We start from the raw sequence: 15,834 nt of genomic DNA, 5'->3' as shown, positions 1-15,834 counted from the left end.
TACTGCAACCACTCCGGTTGTGCCTGCACAGTTTTCGCTTGTTGCAGTTACTACAGAGTCTGCATCAACAATTGCATACGTCATGCCACTTCTGTATTCGCCAAGAAAAACAACGGATTACCTGATTTTCGCTGCTCCCGGCAGATCTTTTTATCGATATGGCCTGCACCCAAACTGTGCGGTTTCTTTTTCACTTCGCACGTTCTGAAATATGTTGGTGCAGGATTTTTATTCGTCCAAATCGCCACGCAAAAAAAACCCTCCTTGCGGAGGGCGTGTCGGCAAGAGCGCAACGGCTTCAGGCGACAGCGGACAGCATGCCCTGGGCCACAATGAAGGCGATGATGTTGTCGACGCCATGGCCCGTCTTGATATTGGTGAACACAAACGGTCGCTCGCCCCGCATCTTTTTTGCATCGCGCTCCATCACCTCGAGCGAGGCCCCCACATAGGGCGCCAGATCGATCTTGTTGATCACCAGCAGGTCCGAGCGGGTAATGCCGGGGCCACCCTTGCGCGGGATCTTGTCGCCGGCGGAGACATCGATGACATAGATGGTCAGGTCCGACAGCTCCGGGCTGAAGGTCGCCGAGAGATTGTCGCCGCCGCTCTCGACAAAGATCAGGTCCAGATCGGGATGACGGCGTTGCAACTCATCCACCGCCGCCAGATTCATGGAGGCGTCTTCACGGATGGCGGTGTGCGGACAGCCGCCGGTCTCGACGCCGATGATGCGGTCCTCCGCCAGCGCCTCGCTACGCATGAGAAACTGCGCGTCCTCCTGGGTGTAGATGTCATTGGTCACCACGGCAATCTCATACTGCCCGCGCATCTGCTTACACAGCGCATCCACCAGGGCCGTCTTGCCCGAGCCTACCGGGCCACCCACACCGACTCGTAATACCTGTTTTTTCATCACGCTCACCTCAGGATCGAAATAGTCTTGAATACTGCTGCTCATGTCTGGCGCTGGCCATGGCAAAGCCCGGCGCCAGCATACCGATGTCGTCATCCTCACAGGCCAGCCCCCGCGCGACACCGGCGGCGATCTGTTCGCGCAGCACGGACAGCGTACGCTGGCCGGCGCTCTGTCCCAGCGGCACCAGCTTTATGGCCGCCGCCACCTGGGTCTCGCACCAGGCCCACAGGAATCCCTGCACGGCCTGCTCCAGTGCAATCTCCCACACCGCACAGGCATAGCCAAAGGCGGCGGCATAACTCAGCGGCCGGTCTACCAGTGCGTCATTGATCTCGATACCCAGACTGGGAAATACGCGCAGCATCGCGGCCCCCAGTTGAATGTCCTCCTGATACAACTCGGAGGATTCGCGCATGGCCAGCAGGATCTGATTCCAGCAGACAAAATCGGGCCAGTCCTGTTGTCGTGCGGCGCGGTAACACCGCGCCAGTACCGGCACCTCGGTCACACTCAACACCTCGCGCAGCAGCTCCTCAATCCACGCCCGCGCGCTGGCCTCGTCGTTGATCCAGCCGGCATCAACTGCGTATTCCTGCGCCTGCGAATAGGCAAAGGCGCCGATGGGCAGGGTGGGATTGATCAACTGCCATAGTCGCAGATGCGTGTTGTCCATTACGGTTGCTTCCCGCAACGACGGCGCAGGGTCGTTGCTATTAATCATGAGAATGATCATGGGCATGCCCATGGGAATGTTCATGCTCATGCGTGTGTTCATGTCCATGTTTGTGTTCATGTGCATGACCATGACGCTGCCCGCCATAGGCGCCGCCCTCCGGTTCGAAGGGCGCGGCCTCCACCGTGATCGTCAGTCCCAGGCCCCGCACCATGTCGTCGAGTACGTGGTCGTGCAGGTAACGCAGCCAGCCTTCGCCAATCTGCAGGGCGACATGTCGATTGCCCAGGTGATAACAGGCCCGCGCCAGCACCCTGGTGTCTGCGTGGCTGGCGGTGCTCACCGTTTCCGCCGCGGCCTCGACCCGGATCACCGAGCCATCCTCGGCCTTAAGGCAGTCGCCGCTGCGTAACAGCTCGCCGCGGTTGAGCATCAGGCCGACCTCGCGGCCATCCTGCAGGGTTGCCCTGAGGCGGCTCTTCTGCCGCAGCTCGAACGGCAGGCGCAGCGTGCCCTGTGCCTCGGCGTTTTTTTCCATGCGCGAAAAGATCTTTAACATCTCGACTCCGTTACAAAAGTGTTCGTACGGCGTACGTAAAGCGTTAAAACAAAAAGTAGCGCTGCGCCAGGGGCAGCACGCTGGCTGGTTCGCAGATCAACAACTCACCATCGGCGCGCACCTCGTAGGTCTGCGCATCGACCTCGATGCGCGGCTGGTAGCTGTTCAGCACCATGTCGCGTTTACCGATGTCGCGGGTATGGGCCACTGCGGCGACCCCTTTTGTCAGGCCCATTTTTTCGGCGGCGCCGTTGTCATAGGCGGCGCGGGAGACAAAGCTCAGACAGGTGGCGCTGCGCGCCTTACCCAGGGCGCCAAACATCGGCCGGTAGTGCACCGGCTGGGGCGTGGGGATGGAGGCATTGGGGTCACCCATTGGCGCGGCAGCGATCATGCCGCCCTTGATGATCAGCGAGGGCTTGGCGCCGAAAAAGGCCGGCCGCCACAACACCAGGTCCGCCAGCTTGCCGACCTCGATGGAGCCCACCTCATGGCTGATGCCGTGGGTAATGGCGGGATTGATGGTGTACTTGGCGATATAACGGCGGGCCCGCAAATTGTCGTTACGCGCCGAATCCTCGCCCAGCGGACCGCGCTGGACTTTCATTTTGTGCGCCGTCTGCCAGGTACGGGTAATGACCTCACCCACCCGCCCCATGGCCTGCGAGTCTGACGAGATCATGGCAAAGGCGCCGAGGTCGTGCAGGATATCCTCGGCGGCGATGGTCTCGCGACGAATGCGCGACTCGGCGAAGGCGACATCCTCGGCAATGTTCGGGTCGAGGTGGTGGCACACCATCAGCATGTCGAGGTGTTCATCAATGGTGTTGACCGTATAGGGACGCGTGGGATTGGTCGACGAGGGCAACACATTCGACTCGCCGCAGGCACGAATAATGTCCGGCGCATGGCCGCCACCGGCGCCCTCGGTGTGATAGGTATGAATGGCGCGTCCCTTGAAGGCGGCCAGGGTATCCTCGACGAAACCGGACTCGTTGAGGGTATCGGTATGGATCGCCACCTGCACATCAAAGGCCTCGGCGACATTCAGGCAGTTGTCGATGGCGGCCGGGGTCGTGCCCCAGTCCTCGTGCAGTTTCAGGCCCATGGCGCCGGCGGCGAGCTGTTCCTCCAATGGCCCGGGCTGGCTGGCATTGCCCTTGCCCATGAAACCGAAATTCATCGGCAGCTCATCGGCCGCCTGATACATGCGCTGGATATGCCACGGCCCCGGCGTACAGGTGGTGGCGTTGGTGCCGGTGGCCGGACCGGTGCCGCCGCCCAGCATGGTGGTGATGCCGGACATCAGCGCCTCTTCCACCTGTTGCGGACAGATAAAGTGGATGTGCGCGTCGATACCGCCGGCAGTGACGATCTGGCCCTCGCCGGCAATGGCCTCGGTGCCGGGACCGATAATGATATTCACACCGGGCTGCACGTCCGGATTGCCGGCCTTGCCGATCGCCGCGATGCGCCCGTCCTTGATGCCGATGTCGGCCTTGACGATACCCCAGTGATCCAGGATCAGGGCATTGGTGATCACCGTATCCACCACGTCCCTGGCCAGGCGCTGACTCTGCCCCATGCCGTCGCGGATGACCTTGCCGCCACCGAACTTGACCTCATCCCCGTAGATGGTGTGATCGCGTTCCACTTCGATAACGATCTCCGTATCCCCCAGGCGCACGCGGTCGCCGGTGGTGGGTCCGTACATCTCTGCATATGCCTGCCGACTGATCCGTGCCATTACATCGCTGCCCTGTTTTTTTATGAAGTGATACGATTTAACCTAACTGGATATAACTCGTCTTATAACTTTCCGGAAATCTTCGCGTTAAAGCCAAACACCACGCGGTCGCCTGCATAGGCCACCAGCTCCACCTCGCGTTCCTGTCCCGGCTCAAAACGCACCGCGGTACCGGCGGCGATATTGAGGCGATAGCCCCGCGCCGCCTCGCGCTCAAACACCAGTTCGGAATTGGTCTCATAAAAGTGGTAGTGCGAACCGACCTGCACCGGCCGATCGCCACGATTGGCTACCACCAGGGTGACGGTATCCCGACCCTGATTGAGTTCGATCTCGCCTGGCTCGATAAAATATTCTCCGGGTATCATGACTGCTCCCTTTACTTAATCGCTTACTGAATCGGATTGTGCACGGTCACCAGCTTGGTGCCGTCCGGAAAGGTGGCCTCCACCTGCACGTCGTGGATCATCTCGGCAATGCCATCCATGACATCATCACGCGTCAACAGTGTGGTGCCATAACTCATCAACTCGGCCACGCTCCTGCCGTCGCGCGCGCCCTCGACAATCGCCGCCGAGATCAGGGCCATGGCCTCGGGGTAGTTCAGCTTTACGCCGCGCGCCTTGCGATCCCGCGCCACTATGGCGGCGGTGTACAACAACAACTTGTCTTTTTCCCGGGGGGTTAGCTCCACGGTGCAACTCCTATCAATGTTTTATTCAGCATTATAATGTTCGATTTTTTCACAGGCTCTCAGGTAAACCAGATCCGCGGCGTCGAGGCCGGACGCTTTAATAACAGCGGACGAATAATCTTCCAGGCCTCAATAAAGGCCCGACGTGCCGGCTCCGCCTGCAGGGCGAGAGCGCGGCAGATGAGGACGTCATGGATCAGGGTCACCGTAAACAGACCGTTAGCGATCTGTAGGTCCGCATCGCGCACCGCCTGCAACACCGTCTTGTCGGCATTCACCGCAATACAGGTGCCCATGACATTGGCTCCCTGCAGGCCCCAGTTGCGCTCAAGCACGCTGGCCGCGCCATGCAGGCGCGTGGTCTCCAGCAGCAGCGGCATGTCATCGCGCCAGATCGAAAGGCGTTGCTGGCAATTACCGAGAGTGTATTTTTCGCCGCTGGCAGGGCGCCCCAGACACAGCAGTTCCCAGCCGATAAAGCCGGCCCCGGCCTCGAGCCTGACATCGGTCCGCATACGCACATGGCTGTCGGCGAACAGGATCGTCTCCTGCGGCAACCACTCCAGGGTCGCGCCGGAGCTAACCTTAAATGTCTGTTCCAGCACGGCCGTGGCGGCCTTGCTGCGATAAAACTTGCTCGCCGCCGGTGTGGTGATCAGGGCATGCGCGCCGTCATTCACTTCCACTTCCAGGCGCAACTGATCACCGCCCACCACACCGCCGGGCGGGTGCAACAAATAGATATGGCAGGGTTCACCCTCGGGATAGAAGGCCCGCTGGATCAGCAGCGGCCCCCGGTGCTCGCGCCGCGATAAAATCGTGCGTCGCCCGTCATGACGAAACCCCAGCGCCAGGTGGGCCTGCCAGCCCGCGGTCATGACTTCGGCGACGGCGCTCACCTTACAGCCCCGCCTGTATCCAGACCACGCCGAAGACGATGGCCGTCATGCCGATCACCAGGCGCAGGCGCTCAATAAGCTTCTCGCCGTAGGCGTGCAGCCAGGCCAGTGCGCCCCCCAACAGCCCGCCAAACAGCAACATGCTCAGCAGCGTGCCCAGGGCAAACAACAACAGGTACATCAGGCCCTTTACGGGCGATGACAACTGACTCATGGGCAGCAGAGCCAGCAAGGGCGCCGACCCGGCCAGGCCGTGCAGCATACCGAACAGCACCGCCTTGTGCGCATGTCGGTGTGACGACGGTGAATGTACCACCGTGGCTTCATGCTGGTGCCAGTGCGCGTGCGGCAGCAGCTTGTCGTGCTGGTGAAAATGGATATGCGCCCGCTTGCGCCTGATGTCGCGCAACACGCTCACCCCAATGACCACCAGTACCACGCCGACGAGCACCTCGGCGACATGGCTCACTTGCGGCGGGATGGCGCGACCGAGGAGAAACATGGCGACGCCGGCGATCAACAGCATCGCACCGTGACCCAGGGCCCATTGCAGACAATAACGGCGACTAGCACCCAGGCCCTTTTTGGTCCCGGCCAGACTGGTGACCGCCATGATGTGATCCGCATCCAGCGCATGCAGCATGCCGAGGCCGAAGGCCAACGATAAAATTACAAAATAGGATTGTTCCATAATGGCTTCGCGGTACGCCCGTTTTGGTTAACTGCACCATGGCAGAGCAATCTCTATGCCAGCCAGACCGACGGGTCTGTCTGAGCTACGCTGCGTCGCAGCCGGTAGCGCAATCGTCCGGTAATTCATAATCCCTTACAGAGACTTAGCGGATATTGGTGCAACGCCTGGCGGATACGCCCATCACACCCTGCCGCTGAGACAATGATAGATCACGACGCACAAGGCACTCATCTGGTGCAGGAAGCTGATGACTGACACATAAGTGTGCAGATCACCTCTTTGCAGCAGTCCCGCCTCACTCACCCTGTTCTCATTCTCTGCCACTTTTCCCCTTTCCCCTGAATCCCCGCGCCATGAAAAAAATTCGCGGCCCGTGTGCAAACCGGCGTTCGGCCTGAAACCCTCTTTTAAATTATGACTAAATTCCGTGTTTCCGCTTTCCGCTCGGAATAAATAGCACTAACATTAAAGTGAAGCGTCAGCTTTAAAATATCCAACAACAACAAGGACGGAAACCATGCAAACACCATTCTATAAAATCGCCTCGATAGGCACCGTAGTGATGCTATTGGGCGCCTGCGCCTCCACTGCCGACGTGCAAAAGGCCCAGACTACCGCCGAAGCCGCCCAGACCACCGCCGAAGAGGCCAAGACCATGGCCACCGAGGCGCGTTCCACCGCCAATCGGGCACTGAGTCTGGCAGAACAGGCGAATAGCACGGCCAATGACGCCACGCGTTCCGCACAGGGCGCCCAATCCGCCGCAGACAGCGCCATGCGCGAGGCCCAGACCGCACGTCAGGAGGCCAAGGCGGCCAGTGAAAAGGCGGATCGCATGTACGAGAAGGCCGTCCGCAAATAGCTCGCGGCGGCGGGTGCTCTCTTTATAGTTAGTAGCTAGTGACGCTGTGACGAAAGCCCGCTATGCCGGGGAAATATCACCGGGATCGGCATGCCGTCATGGCGTGCCGCCAGGGTGACGAGCCGATCCCACTGATAGGCGGACAGCCTGTCCGCCTGCGCCTTGACCAGGCCACTCACCACCGGGGTTAAATTGACCCCGGCCTTCATCGTCGATGCCTCCTGCAGCGGGGCATGGGCCTCGATATATAACACCCCGTTTTCCCGGCCGAACTTATAGGGGTTTTCCTCGATGCGCACACTCGTTCCCGTGGGCACCCGCGCCACCAGATTGCTGATGTCCTCGGGATACAATCGCAAACAGCCATAACTCACCCGCATGCCGATGCTAAAAGGTTTGTTGGTGCCATGGATCAGCAGCCCGTCCGCATCAAGCAGCATGGCGAATTCACCCAGCGGATTATCCGGCCCGGCCGGCACCAGACGACGCGGCTGATAACCCTCGGCGAGCGCCTCTTTATAAACCGAATCGGGCATGGTCCAGTTCGGTTTTTCCAGCTTCATGGTGATGTGATAATTGCCCAGCGGCGTCGACCACTTCTGCCGCCCGATCCCGATGGGATGGGTAATCACCCGCGCCGCCTTGCCCTGCTCGGCCTGCGGAAAATAATACAGCCGCATCTCACTCAGGTTCACCACGATGCCACTCCAGGGCGGCTCAGGGAGAATGTATCGGGTGGGCAGGGTGATCTGCGTTCCCTCGCGCGGCAGCCAGGGATCGACGTCGGGATTTGCCGCGGTAATTTCGTTAAACCCGACGTTATACTGCCGGGCGATATCCAGCAGGGTATCTCTGGCCTGCACCTCAACAAACTGGATCTCGCCGATCAGCTTATCGCCATCATCGGGCAAGGGATACTCCATGGCCTGCGCGACCGGGCCGTTCAACACGATCGTCAGCAACAAGCTCTGCGCTAGCCATCGCCTGGGCACAAGCCGCCCTGGCACAAACAGCCCAGGTACAATCTTTGTTGAAACCGCCATCTAGTGTATTGCCCCTCGGGTCAAGCCTGTGTCGGTACCGGAATCCATCTGTCCGTTAGTTACCGTTAGTAACAGTCTATAGCAAAAGCCGTTGACCTGACGGTGGACATAGATATCTGGCGCGCATCCGCCGCAGGCGTAAACCCGACGGACGGGGATGGCCACGAATGGGGATAGGGGGAATATCACTACGGGCGGTGCCGTTCCGGGGAGAAAACGCCTGACAGTGAGGCCGGCATCGGTCCCCCAACTGCGAATTCCGTAGCTACACTCTCATATAAGCAGCCGCCATCATGCATAAGGAAGATATGGATACCACCGCGCCGCCTCCAGCGCCCGTCCGGAGTTTTGAGCTGCGCCCCCTGCAACCTGGGGAGGCCCAGTTAGTGCTCGCGGGTGAGTGGCGGCTGCAACATGGCCTGCCCGACATCGCGCCGCTCATGCAGCAGCTCACTCAACAGAATCAGCCAGGCGACGGCACGCCTCCGCTGCGACAACTGCGTTTCGACACCACGGCCATCAGCGACTGGGACAGTTCGCTGGTGGTGTTCCTGCACCGTTTGCTGCGCCACTGTCAGGAGTGCGGCATCGACGTTGATCAGCGCGGGCTGACGGAAGGCGTGCAACGCCTGCTGACGCTTGCCACAGCCGCCCCGGCGCGCAGCGATGCCGATGTGCTCAGCACCGAGGAGTCGTTGCTGCAGCAGGTCGGCGAAAGCACCCTCGACCTCCTGCACAGCGCGCCACGCGCGCTGCGTTTTATCGGCGACAGCGCCATCGCCCTGCTCAACACCCTGCGCGGCCGCGCCCGTTTTCGCAGCACCGACGTGGGGCTGCTGGTGCAGGACGCCGGCCCCAATGCGCTGCCGATCGTGTCGCTGATCAGCTTTCTGGTCGGCCTGATCCTGGCCTACATGGGGGCGGCGCAACTGGCGCTGTTCGGGGCCGAGATCTACATTGCCGATCTGGTCGGCATCGGCATGGTGCGCGAGGTGGGGGCGCTGATGACCGCCGTCATCCTCGCCGGGCGCACCGGCGCCGCCTACGCCGCCGAGATCGGCACCATGCAGGTCAACGAGGAGATCGACGCCCTGCGCACGCTGGGCATCTCGCCCATCGAATTCCTGGTGCTGCCGCGACTACTGGCGCTGGTGATGATGATTCCACTGCTGACCCTGTATGCCAACCTGGTGGGCATACTGGCGGGGATGACCGTGGCCAGCACCATCTTCGACATCAGCATCTTTGAATACTATGTGCAGACCCTACGCATCCTGGACATGAACCACATCCTCGTCGGCCTGAGCAAGGCGCTGGTCTACGGCATCTGCATCGCCATTGCCGGTTGCCTGCGCGGCATCCAGTGCGGCCGCAGCGCGGCGGCGGTCGGCCAGGCCACCACCTCGGCGGTGGTGACCAGCATCGTGTTCATCGTGATCAGCGCCTCGGCGTTGACCATCATCTACCAGCAGTTAGGCGTTTGAGCGGGTTCGACATGGCTACCGAAATGGATACCGAAATGGCGGCCAAACGGCATACCGGAACGAACAGCGGAACGAATAACGGACCGCAGGGCGCAACGCAAGACACAACCACCGCCCACATCGAGGTGCGCAACCTCACCGCCGCCTATGGCGAGCGCATCATCCAGCAAGATCTCAATTTCAGCGTGGCGCGCGGCGACACCTTTATCATCATGGGCGGCAGCGGTTGCGGCAAGAGCACCGTGCTGCGCCACCTCATCGGCCTGCAACAACCGGCCAAGGGAGAGGTGCTGATCAACAACATCAGCTTTACCGCGGCGCCACCTGAGGCGCAGGCGAAGATCAAACGCAACATGGGCGTCCTGTTCCAGAGCGGCGCGCTGTTCAGTTCCATGACCCTGGCAGAGAACATCGCCCTGCCGCTGTCCGAATACACCACGCTGGGCAACAGTGAGATCAACGATGTCATTGCCTACAAACTGGCGCTGGTAGGGCTGAGTGGTTGCGAGCCGCTTTACCCTGCCGAGATCAGCGGCGGAATGCGCAAGCGCGCCGGTCTGGCGCGCGCCATGGCCCTTGATCCGGAGATCCTGTTTTTTGATGAGCCCAGCGCCGGTCTCGACCCGATCAACGCACGCCACCTCGACGAACTGATACTCGAGCTGCGCGCCAGCCTCGGCACCACCATCGTGGTGGTGACGCACGACCTGGCAAGCATCTTCGCTATCGGCAATAGCGGAATATTTCTCGACACAGAGAGCAAATCCATCATCGCCAGAGGCAACCCGAAGCAGCTTAGACAACATTGCCAGGATACGCGCGTGCGCGCCTTCCTCAACCGTGGAGAGATCTGATATGGCACGTCACGCCAACACCACCCTCATCGGCAGCTTCATCATCGGCGCCGTCATCCTTGGGGTTGGCGCCACCCTGCTCCTGAGCGGTGGCCTGCTAAGCAGCAAGGGACACTTCGTGATGTTTTTCACCAGCTCGGTCAAGGGGCTCAGTGTCGGCGCACCGGTCAACTTCCGTGGCGTCAAAATCGGCACCGTCACCGACATCCGCCTCTTGCTTGAGCCTATGACCCAGCGGGTGCAGATTCCGGTTTATGTCGACCTTGAAGAGGATCGCGTCACCCTCATCAAGGGTGAAGACAAGGTTACCCACAAGATACGCAGCATGGGCGACATGATCCGCCACGGGCTTCGCGCCCAGTTACAGATGCAGAGCCTGCTCACCGGCCAGCTCGCCGTGCAGCTCGACATCCACCCGGACAAACCGGCCATACTGATGGGCACCACCGAAGACCTCATCGAGATCCCCACGATCCCCACGCCGCTGCAGGAATTTACCAGCAAGCTAGAAGAGTTTCCCTTCGATCAACTGCTCGAAGATCTGGCCCGCGCCACCCAGGGCATCGACAAACTTGTTAACGGACCCGAGCTGCCGCAGGCGATCAAACAGCTCGACCAGACCATGAAGGACTACTCGGCACTCGCGCATCAATACGGCGCCATCGCCACCGAGCTCAAGCTCACCCTCAGCGAGACACGCACCACCCTGCACGCGACCCAGAGTCTGATAGGCACCGGCGAGCAACTGGCGGAGGATTCCAGCGGCCTCGTGCAGCAGCTGCGCCTTAACGCCGACCGGCTCACCGCCAGCGCCGAGGGTGCACTCGGCGCGATCAAAACCACCGCCGACAACAGCAACGCCCTGCTATCACCCGACGCGCAGCTCCAGTATCAGCTCATGCAAACCCTGAAAGAGATCGCCAGCAGCGCCCAGGCCCTGCGCCAACTCACCAACACTCTGGAACAGCACCCCGAGGTCCTGATCCAGGGCAAAACAAAAGAGGAACAACGATAGTGAACCTCCCACATAATTATCCATCGCATCACCTGAACCGCCGGATGATTTTCATCCTCGCCCCCTTACTGATATCCCTACTGGCAACCGCCCTGAGCGGCTGCGGCACTACCCCGCCCGCGAGCTTTTATCTTCTCAACGCCAACCCGGGCATCGCATCGAGCCACACCGCCCCCCTCCGCATCGGACTCGGCCCGATTGAATTCCCCGCCTACCTGGATCGCAGCAAGATCATCCTGCGGACCGGCCCCAACCGTTTCGAGACCACTGAATACCATCGCTGGGCCGAACCGCTGGAAACCAACTTCACTCGCGTACTCGCCCAGAACCTCGGCAATGCCCTGCCCGACGCCACCGTCAGCACCTACCCCTGGCGTCACGGCCAGGCGATCGAGCTACAGATTCTCATCGATGTACTCAGCTTCGACAGCGACACCAACCACCAGGCCAGGCTCAGCGTCCGCTGGGAACTCACCGACGCCCACAAACAGTCCATCGCCCCGCCCCGGCAACATGAATACCTCAGCACCGCCACCAGCCGTGATTATGAGGCACGGGTGCAGGCCATGAGTGAATGCGTCGCCGAACTGGGGCGGGAACTAGCGCGGGAGATTGCACGGGTCAGCAAGCAATAATCCCTAGTTTCAGGCCGGCCGTGAAAAGGCTCTGGTGTAAACGTGCGTAATCGTGAGATTGCCGGACAACGCGGAATTCATCTTGCAACGGACGGGACGATGAATAGTGCGGGAGGTGACAAGACGAGAACTGGCCTTATCGCCATGGGCCCTCTCGCAAGCGAGTCATGTATCCTCGCCTGTTTCCCATATAAGGTGTGCTATCTTTCCTGGAATGCTGGCTGCGGGCGTTATTTTTTTAATTCACAAGGAGATATCAAGTGGCTCAATATTGCAAAGATGTCCAGGAATGGATTGAAGAAAAGATTGAAAAGCCTATTGATGAATGGATTGAAAAGCGTGTCAAGAAATGCAAGAAAAAGAAATGTAAGAAATGGTGCCTGTGCTGTAACAAGTGGTTTTGCTGGATAGAAACATTTCTGGAGAAAGTCGTCAAATGGATTATTGTCACGGTGGGCAAATGGGTTACCCGAGTTGTTTGCGAAATCGTACATATCATCCTGGATATCGTTGGATTTATTATCGGCCTGATCCTTGCCATCCCGATTATCGGACGGCTTATACGCGAGATCTGGGGCCTTATTATTGAGATCGTGAATCGCATTGCGGGCATCCCAGACCTGATCTTGTGCATATTTGGCGTGACCTGGACCAAGAAACTACGCGTCTGCATTGTCATCCTGAAAGATGAGAAGGGAACGCCGACGACAACAGCAGCAGACCTGGAGGCAGAAATACAAACAGCGAATGCCATCTACAAAAAAGCGGCGAATGTGGACTTTATAGTGGACGGCATTCATACCGTTGATGGCCCTTCGCCGAATCGTAACCTTGATGTGGGATGTGAGGCCACCGCGTGGGGAGAAGACCTGTGGCTGGCAGGCAGTTATTTTGAATGGCTCGCCAACACCCAGTGTTTTGACGGCATCGCACAGCGACTGACAGGCTGGGCGGCGCCTGTGGTTGTTTTTGCCGTACGCAGTGTGACGGGCACAACTGCTGGCTGCTCGCTTGGTCCATTCGCTGATTATGTGACGATAGAAGGACCGAATCCAATCTGCCTGGCGCACGAAGTCGGCCACGCGTGCAGCCTTCTTCACTTCACTTCCAGTAAAAAGAACTTAATGAACCCAACTTGTGGCGGAACAGAATTGAAAAAATGGCAAAAATGTATCTTGCGAAACTCAAGGCATGTCACATTTTTATGACGAGGATATTATTGCTTTCTGAGAATGTCGCTTCAGAGAGGATGGAGCCAAGTGAGGTAAAAAACCGCCAAAAGCCTTTCCACTATTGATGGTGAGGCGAGAAAATTTGAAAAGTAAGGCTTGAAAGATATGGCCATCCTAAAAGGCTTAGGATCAATCGAGACTGACCCTATTGATCCAAGGTGCACCAAGCTTCGCTTGGCGCACTAACGACTTGCATAAATGGCGTGCGCTTTTTGCGCGTCCCAGTGAGCGATAGCGAACGATTTGATGCACTTATTAGGATTTTTCAAATTCTTTAACCTTAAGGCTAATTGTATTCTTTGCATCTGATAGAGCCAGTCGTCCTGTATGTTCGATGAACTCTTTAAACTCTGGGACCAAATCCTCAAGTAAAATACGCCCCTCGATTGGTTGTGGTGTTCTATCTTTTCTAGGTATTTTTGGATTTCTTTTTATAATTATTTCTTCCATCGGCCAGAACAGTGCTCTTTTTGAAGAATCGTCTGGTCCAATACCGATAGATTCATAAAACCCTTTAGGTGGGTCATTCCTATAATTACCACCAGAAAATATAGTTTCCCGGTGCTTAGAAACATCGTGTTGTTCAAAAACCAGACTTATCATTTCTTTCCTTGTTTCCCAATATTTTCTTAGCTGTGGAAAAAAACGATCATAATCTTCAAGATGTGATTGTGGTGGATTTGTATTCGACCTACCTATAATATCCAAGGGTGAAATTTTCCTTAGCGATTTCTCGCAAGTAACATCTCTGAACCCATTACCCCCAGAAGCACAAAATCCTAATGCATTTAATGCATAGGTAATACACTCTATCAAAGAGTCCATATTAAAAAATAATGACGCAAGATGATATTCCGTTTCACTTGGAACCCTTGGCCGTTGCGCCCAAGCATGTACAGAATGATAGTGGTTACATACTCCATAAATACGGGCGTAACTGCCATAAAGTCCACCTCTGAATGAGCCAAACCACCCACTACCACCACCATAGTTATAATCTTGCCGGGCCAACAATGCATATTCATCTAATTGATGAAAGCTGGTTAAGTCAAAATTTAGTATATAGTCTGACATTTCTTTTCGTGGGCCTAGACGTTTAAATTAAATCGCGCCGCTTTTTACGAGATCAGGGTCAGGTCTAGCTAGAGATCAGGGTCAAAGATCAGGGTCAGGTCTAGCTAAGTAGTACGAGATCAGCTAGAGATCAGGGTCATAGAGATCAGGGTCAGGTCTAGCTAAGTAGTACGAGATCCGAGCTAGAGATCAGGGTCAGGTCTAGCTAAGCACGAGATCAGGGTCAGATCTAGCTAAGTAGCACCACTTATCCGCGTACATCACCCACCTCGCCTCACAATCCGACCCACTGTCGTAAAATGTACGAGATCAGGGTCAGGTCTAGCTAAGCAGCGAGATCAGGGTCAAGCAGCGAGATCAGGAGATCAGGGTCAGGTCTAGCAAAGCAGGAGATCAGGGTCAGGTCTAGCAAAGTAGCACCACTCATCCGCGTACATCACCCACCTCGCGCAGGAGATCAGGGTCAGGTCTAGCAAAGTAGCACCACTCATCCGCGTACATCACCCACCTCGCCTCACAATCCGACCCACTGTCGTAAAATGTACACCGAAGTAATCCGCGATTTGCTGATAAGAATAACCACCCGTTGCATGAGCCGCAATAATGGCGGTATTTCTATCGGATGCGCGTGACACGATCTCTGCCAATGGTGGCGGCTTGGGTCGGCGCTGTGCAACGGGTATCTGCACGTCGTCCCGGCCTACCTCGATATGTGCTTGCATGCGGGTTACGAATTGGTCATCGCCCAAAAACACCTGACCCTTGAGATTAGCCCAGGGTGATTCCGCCTTGATACCTTCCGCTACGAATTGCGCATAACGCTGTTGGGCTAGGCTACGCCGTTTGGCAAATAGCGCCAGCAATCCATCTTCTGCAAGCCAAGTGGGAGCACGCTCCTGACCCATACTTGCCCGGTAGCTGCTCCAAGGCCAGCGGTCCGGTTTTTTAACCATGCCGGCGCGAACCGGGTTAAGAACGACATAGCGCGCCAATTCCAGCAGGTAGGCATCGCTATCTACTAAAATTGCTTTGAACCGTCCTTGGAATAGATGTCCGACTCGCCGGTGTCGACGGTTGTTGGCTTGAGTGTATACACCGTTAAGTTGACGCATGCCTTTGGATAAATTGCTGTCGGGTGTCTGAATTAGCAGATGGTAGTGGTTATCCATCAGACACCATGCATAGCATATCCAGTTGAACTGGGTGACGACCTGCTCAAGTGTCGCCAGAAATGTCTGTCGATCTTGGTCGTCCTCGAATATGTCCTCACGCCTATCACCTCTTGAGGTAACGTGATATAGGGCATCTGGATATTCTATGCGGATGGTGCGGGACATAATGAAATGACAATAACGGAATAATTGCTACTTTGCTAGACCTGACCCTTTCTCTTCTCTGACCCTTTCTCTTCTCTGACCCTTTCTCTTCTCTGACCCTTTCTCTTCTCTGA

General features: G+C 57.5%; 18 protein-coding genes. 6 read left to right on the top strand and 12 right to left on the bottom strand.

The window, feature by feature from the left end; genetic code table 11:
• Positions 1–80: 80 nt before the first annotated feature.
• The 9 genes from RRB22_12665 to RRB22_12625 all read right to left on the bottom strand — a co-directional run bounded on the left by RRB22_12665 (position 81) and on the right by RRB22_12625 (position 6,182).
• Positions 81–248, bottom strand: coding sequence for a hypothetical protein (locus tag RRB22_12665; GenBank protein ID MDT8385256.1), 168 nt, complete (start codon positions 246–248; stop codon positions 81–83).
• A 50-nt stretch (positions 249–298) separates the two neighbouring features.
• Positions 299–919, bottom strand: a complete 621-nt coding sequence (gene ureG / locus RRB22_12660) for an urease accessory protein UreG (protein ID MDT8385255.1) — start codon at positions 917–919, stop codon at positions 299–301.
• A gap of 7 nt (positions 920–926) precedes the next feature.
• On the bottom strand, positions 927–1,682 hold the full coding sequence (locus RRB22_12655) for an urease accessory protein UreF (protein ID MDT8385254.1): 756 nt from the start codon (positions 1,680–1,682) through the stop codon (positions 927–929).
• A complete protein-coding gene (ureE, locus tag RRB22_12650) occupies positions 1,633–2,151 on the bottom strand; it encodes an urease accessory protein UreE (GenBank protein ID MDT8385253.1) in 519 nt (172 codons plus the stop codon). The genes RRB22_12655 and ureE overlap by 50 nt, the downstream gene beginning before the upstream one ends.
• Positions 2,152–2,194: 43 nt before the next feature.
• Positions 2,195–3,898, bottom strand: a complete 1,704-nt coding sequence (ureC, locus tag RRB22_12645) for an urease subunit alpha (GenBank protein MDT8385252.1) — start codon at positions 3,896–3,898, stop codon at positions 2,195–2,197.
• A 62-nt stretch (positions 3,899–3,960) separates the two neighbouring features.
• A complete protein-coding gene (locus RRB22_12640; GenBank protein ID MDT8385251.1) occupies positions 3,961–4,266 on the bottom strand; it encodes an urease subunit beta in 306 nt (101 codons plus the stop codon).
• Positions 4,267–4,289: 23 nt separating this feature from the next.
• Complete coding sequence (ureA, locus tag RRB22_12635; GenBank protein MDT8385250.1) at positions 4,290–4,592, bottom strand: urease subunit gamma; 303 nt, start codon at positions 4,590–4,592, stop codon at positions 4,290–4,292.
• A 59-nt stretch (positions 4,593–4,651) separates the two neighbouring features.
• Entirely contained in the window at positions 4,652–5,491 is an 840-nt protein-coding gene (locus tag RRB22_12630) for an urease accessory protein UreD (GenBank protein ID MDT8385249.1), read from the bottom strand.
• Position 5,492: 1 nt separating this feature from the next.
• Positions 5,493–6,182 carry a sulfite exporter TauE/SafE family protein gene (locus RRB22_12625; protein ID MDT8385248.1) on the bottom strand — a complete coding sequence of 230 codons (690 nt, stop codon included), beginning with the start codon at positions 6,180–6,182 and terminating at the stop codon, positions 5,493–5,495.
• A gap of 520 nt (positions 6,183–6,702) precedes the next feature.
• Between RRB22_12625 and RRB22_12620 the strand changes: the two genes are divergently transcribed.
• Positions 6,703–7,047: an Lpp/OprI family alanine-zipper lipoprotein gene (locus tag RRB22_12620; protein ID MDT8385247.1), complete on the top strand. Its 345-nt coding sequence runs from the start codon at positions 6,703–6,705 to the stop codon at positions 7,045–7,047.
• Positions 7,048–7,082: 35 nt separating this feature from the next.
• On the opposite strand, the gene RRB22_12615 is transcribed toward RRB22_12620, so the two are convergent.
• Complete coding sequence (locus RRB22_12615) at positions 7,083–8,009, bottom strand: L,D-transpeptidase family protein (protein MDT8385246.1); 927 nt, start codon at positions 8,007–8,009, stop codon at positions 7,083–7,085.
• Between the two features lie 374 nt (positions 8,010–8,383).
• Here RRB22_12615 and RRB22_12610 point away from each other — a divergent pair, with 374 nt between their 5' ends.
• From RRB22_12610 to RRB22_12590, 5 genes are all read left to right on the top strand, one after another.
• Positions 8,384–9,574, top strand: a complete 1,191-nt coding sequence (locus RRB22_12610) for an ABC transporter permease (GenBank protein ID MDT8385245.1) — start codon at positions 8,384–8,386, stop codon at positions 9,572–9,574.
• An 11-nt stretch (positions 9,575–9,585) separates the two neighbouring features.
• Entirely contained in the window at positions 9,586–10,428 is an 843-nt protein-coding gene (locus RRB22_12605) for an ATP-binding cassette domain-containing protein (GenBank protein MDT8385244.1), read from the top strand.
• 1 nt (position 10,429) lies between these two features.
• Complete coding sequence (locus RRB22_12600) at positions 10,430–11,443, top strand: MlaD family protein (protein MDT8385243.1); 1,014 nt, start codon at positions 10,430–10,432, stop codon at positions 11,441–11,443.
• Positions 11,443–12,078 (top strand): PqiC family protein, encoded by a 636-nt coding sequence (locus RRB22_12595; GenBank protein ID MDT8385242.1) that lies wholly within the window; start codon positions 11,443–11,445, stop codon positions 12,076–12,078. The genes RRB22_12600 and RRB22_12595 overlap by 1 nt, the downstream gene beginning before the upstream one ends.
• Positions 12,079–12,338: 260 nt before the next feature.
• A complete protein-coding gene (locus RRB22_12590; protein MDT8385241.1) occupies positions 12,339–13,286 on the top strand; it encodes a hypothetical protein in 948 nt (315 codons plus the stop codon).
• A gap of 279 nt (positions 13,287–13,565) precedes the next feature.
• Here the strand turns inward: RRB22_12590 and RRB22_12585 are convergent, their stop codons facing one another.
• Together RRB22_12585 and RRB22_12580 are read right to left on the bottom strand one after the other, a co-directional pair.
• Positions 13,566–14,384, bottom strand: a complete 819-nt coding sequence (locus RRB22_12585; GenBank protein MDT8385240.1) for a hypothetical protein — start codon at positions 14,382–14,384, stop codon at positions 13,566–13,568.
• Positions 14,385–14,884: 500 nt separating this feature from the next.
• On the bottom strand, positions 14,885–15,721 hold the full coding sequence (locus RRB22_12580; GenBank protein MDT8385239.1) for a transposase: 837 nt from the start codon (positions 15,719–15,721) through the stop codon (positions 14,885–14,887).
• Between the last annotated feature and the right edge of the window lie 113 nt (positions 15,722–15,834).

Source organism: Gammaproteobacteria bacterium (genome assembly GCA_032250735.1).
In the GTDB taxonomy this organism is placed as follows: Bacteria; Pseudomonadota; Gammaproteobacteria; order SZUA-152; family SZUA-152; genus SZUA-152.
This window is presented reverse-complemented; position numbering and strand designations above follow the sequence as displayed.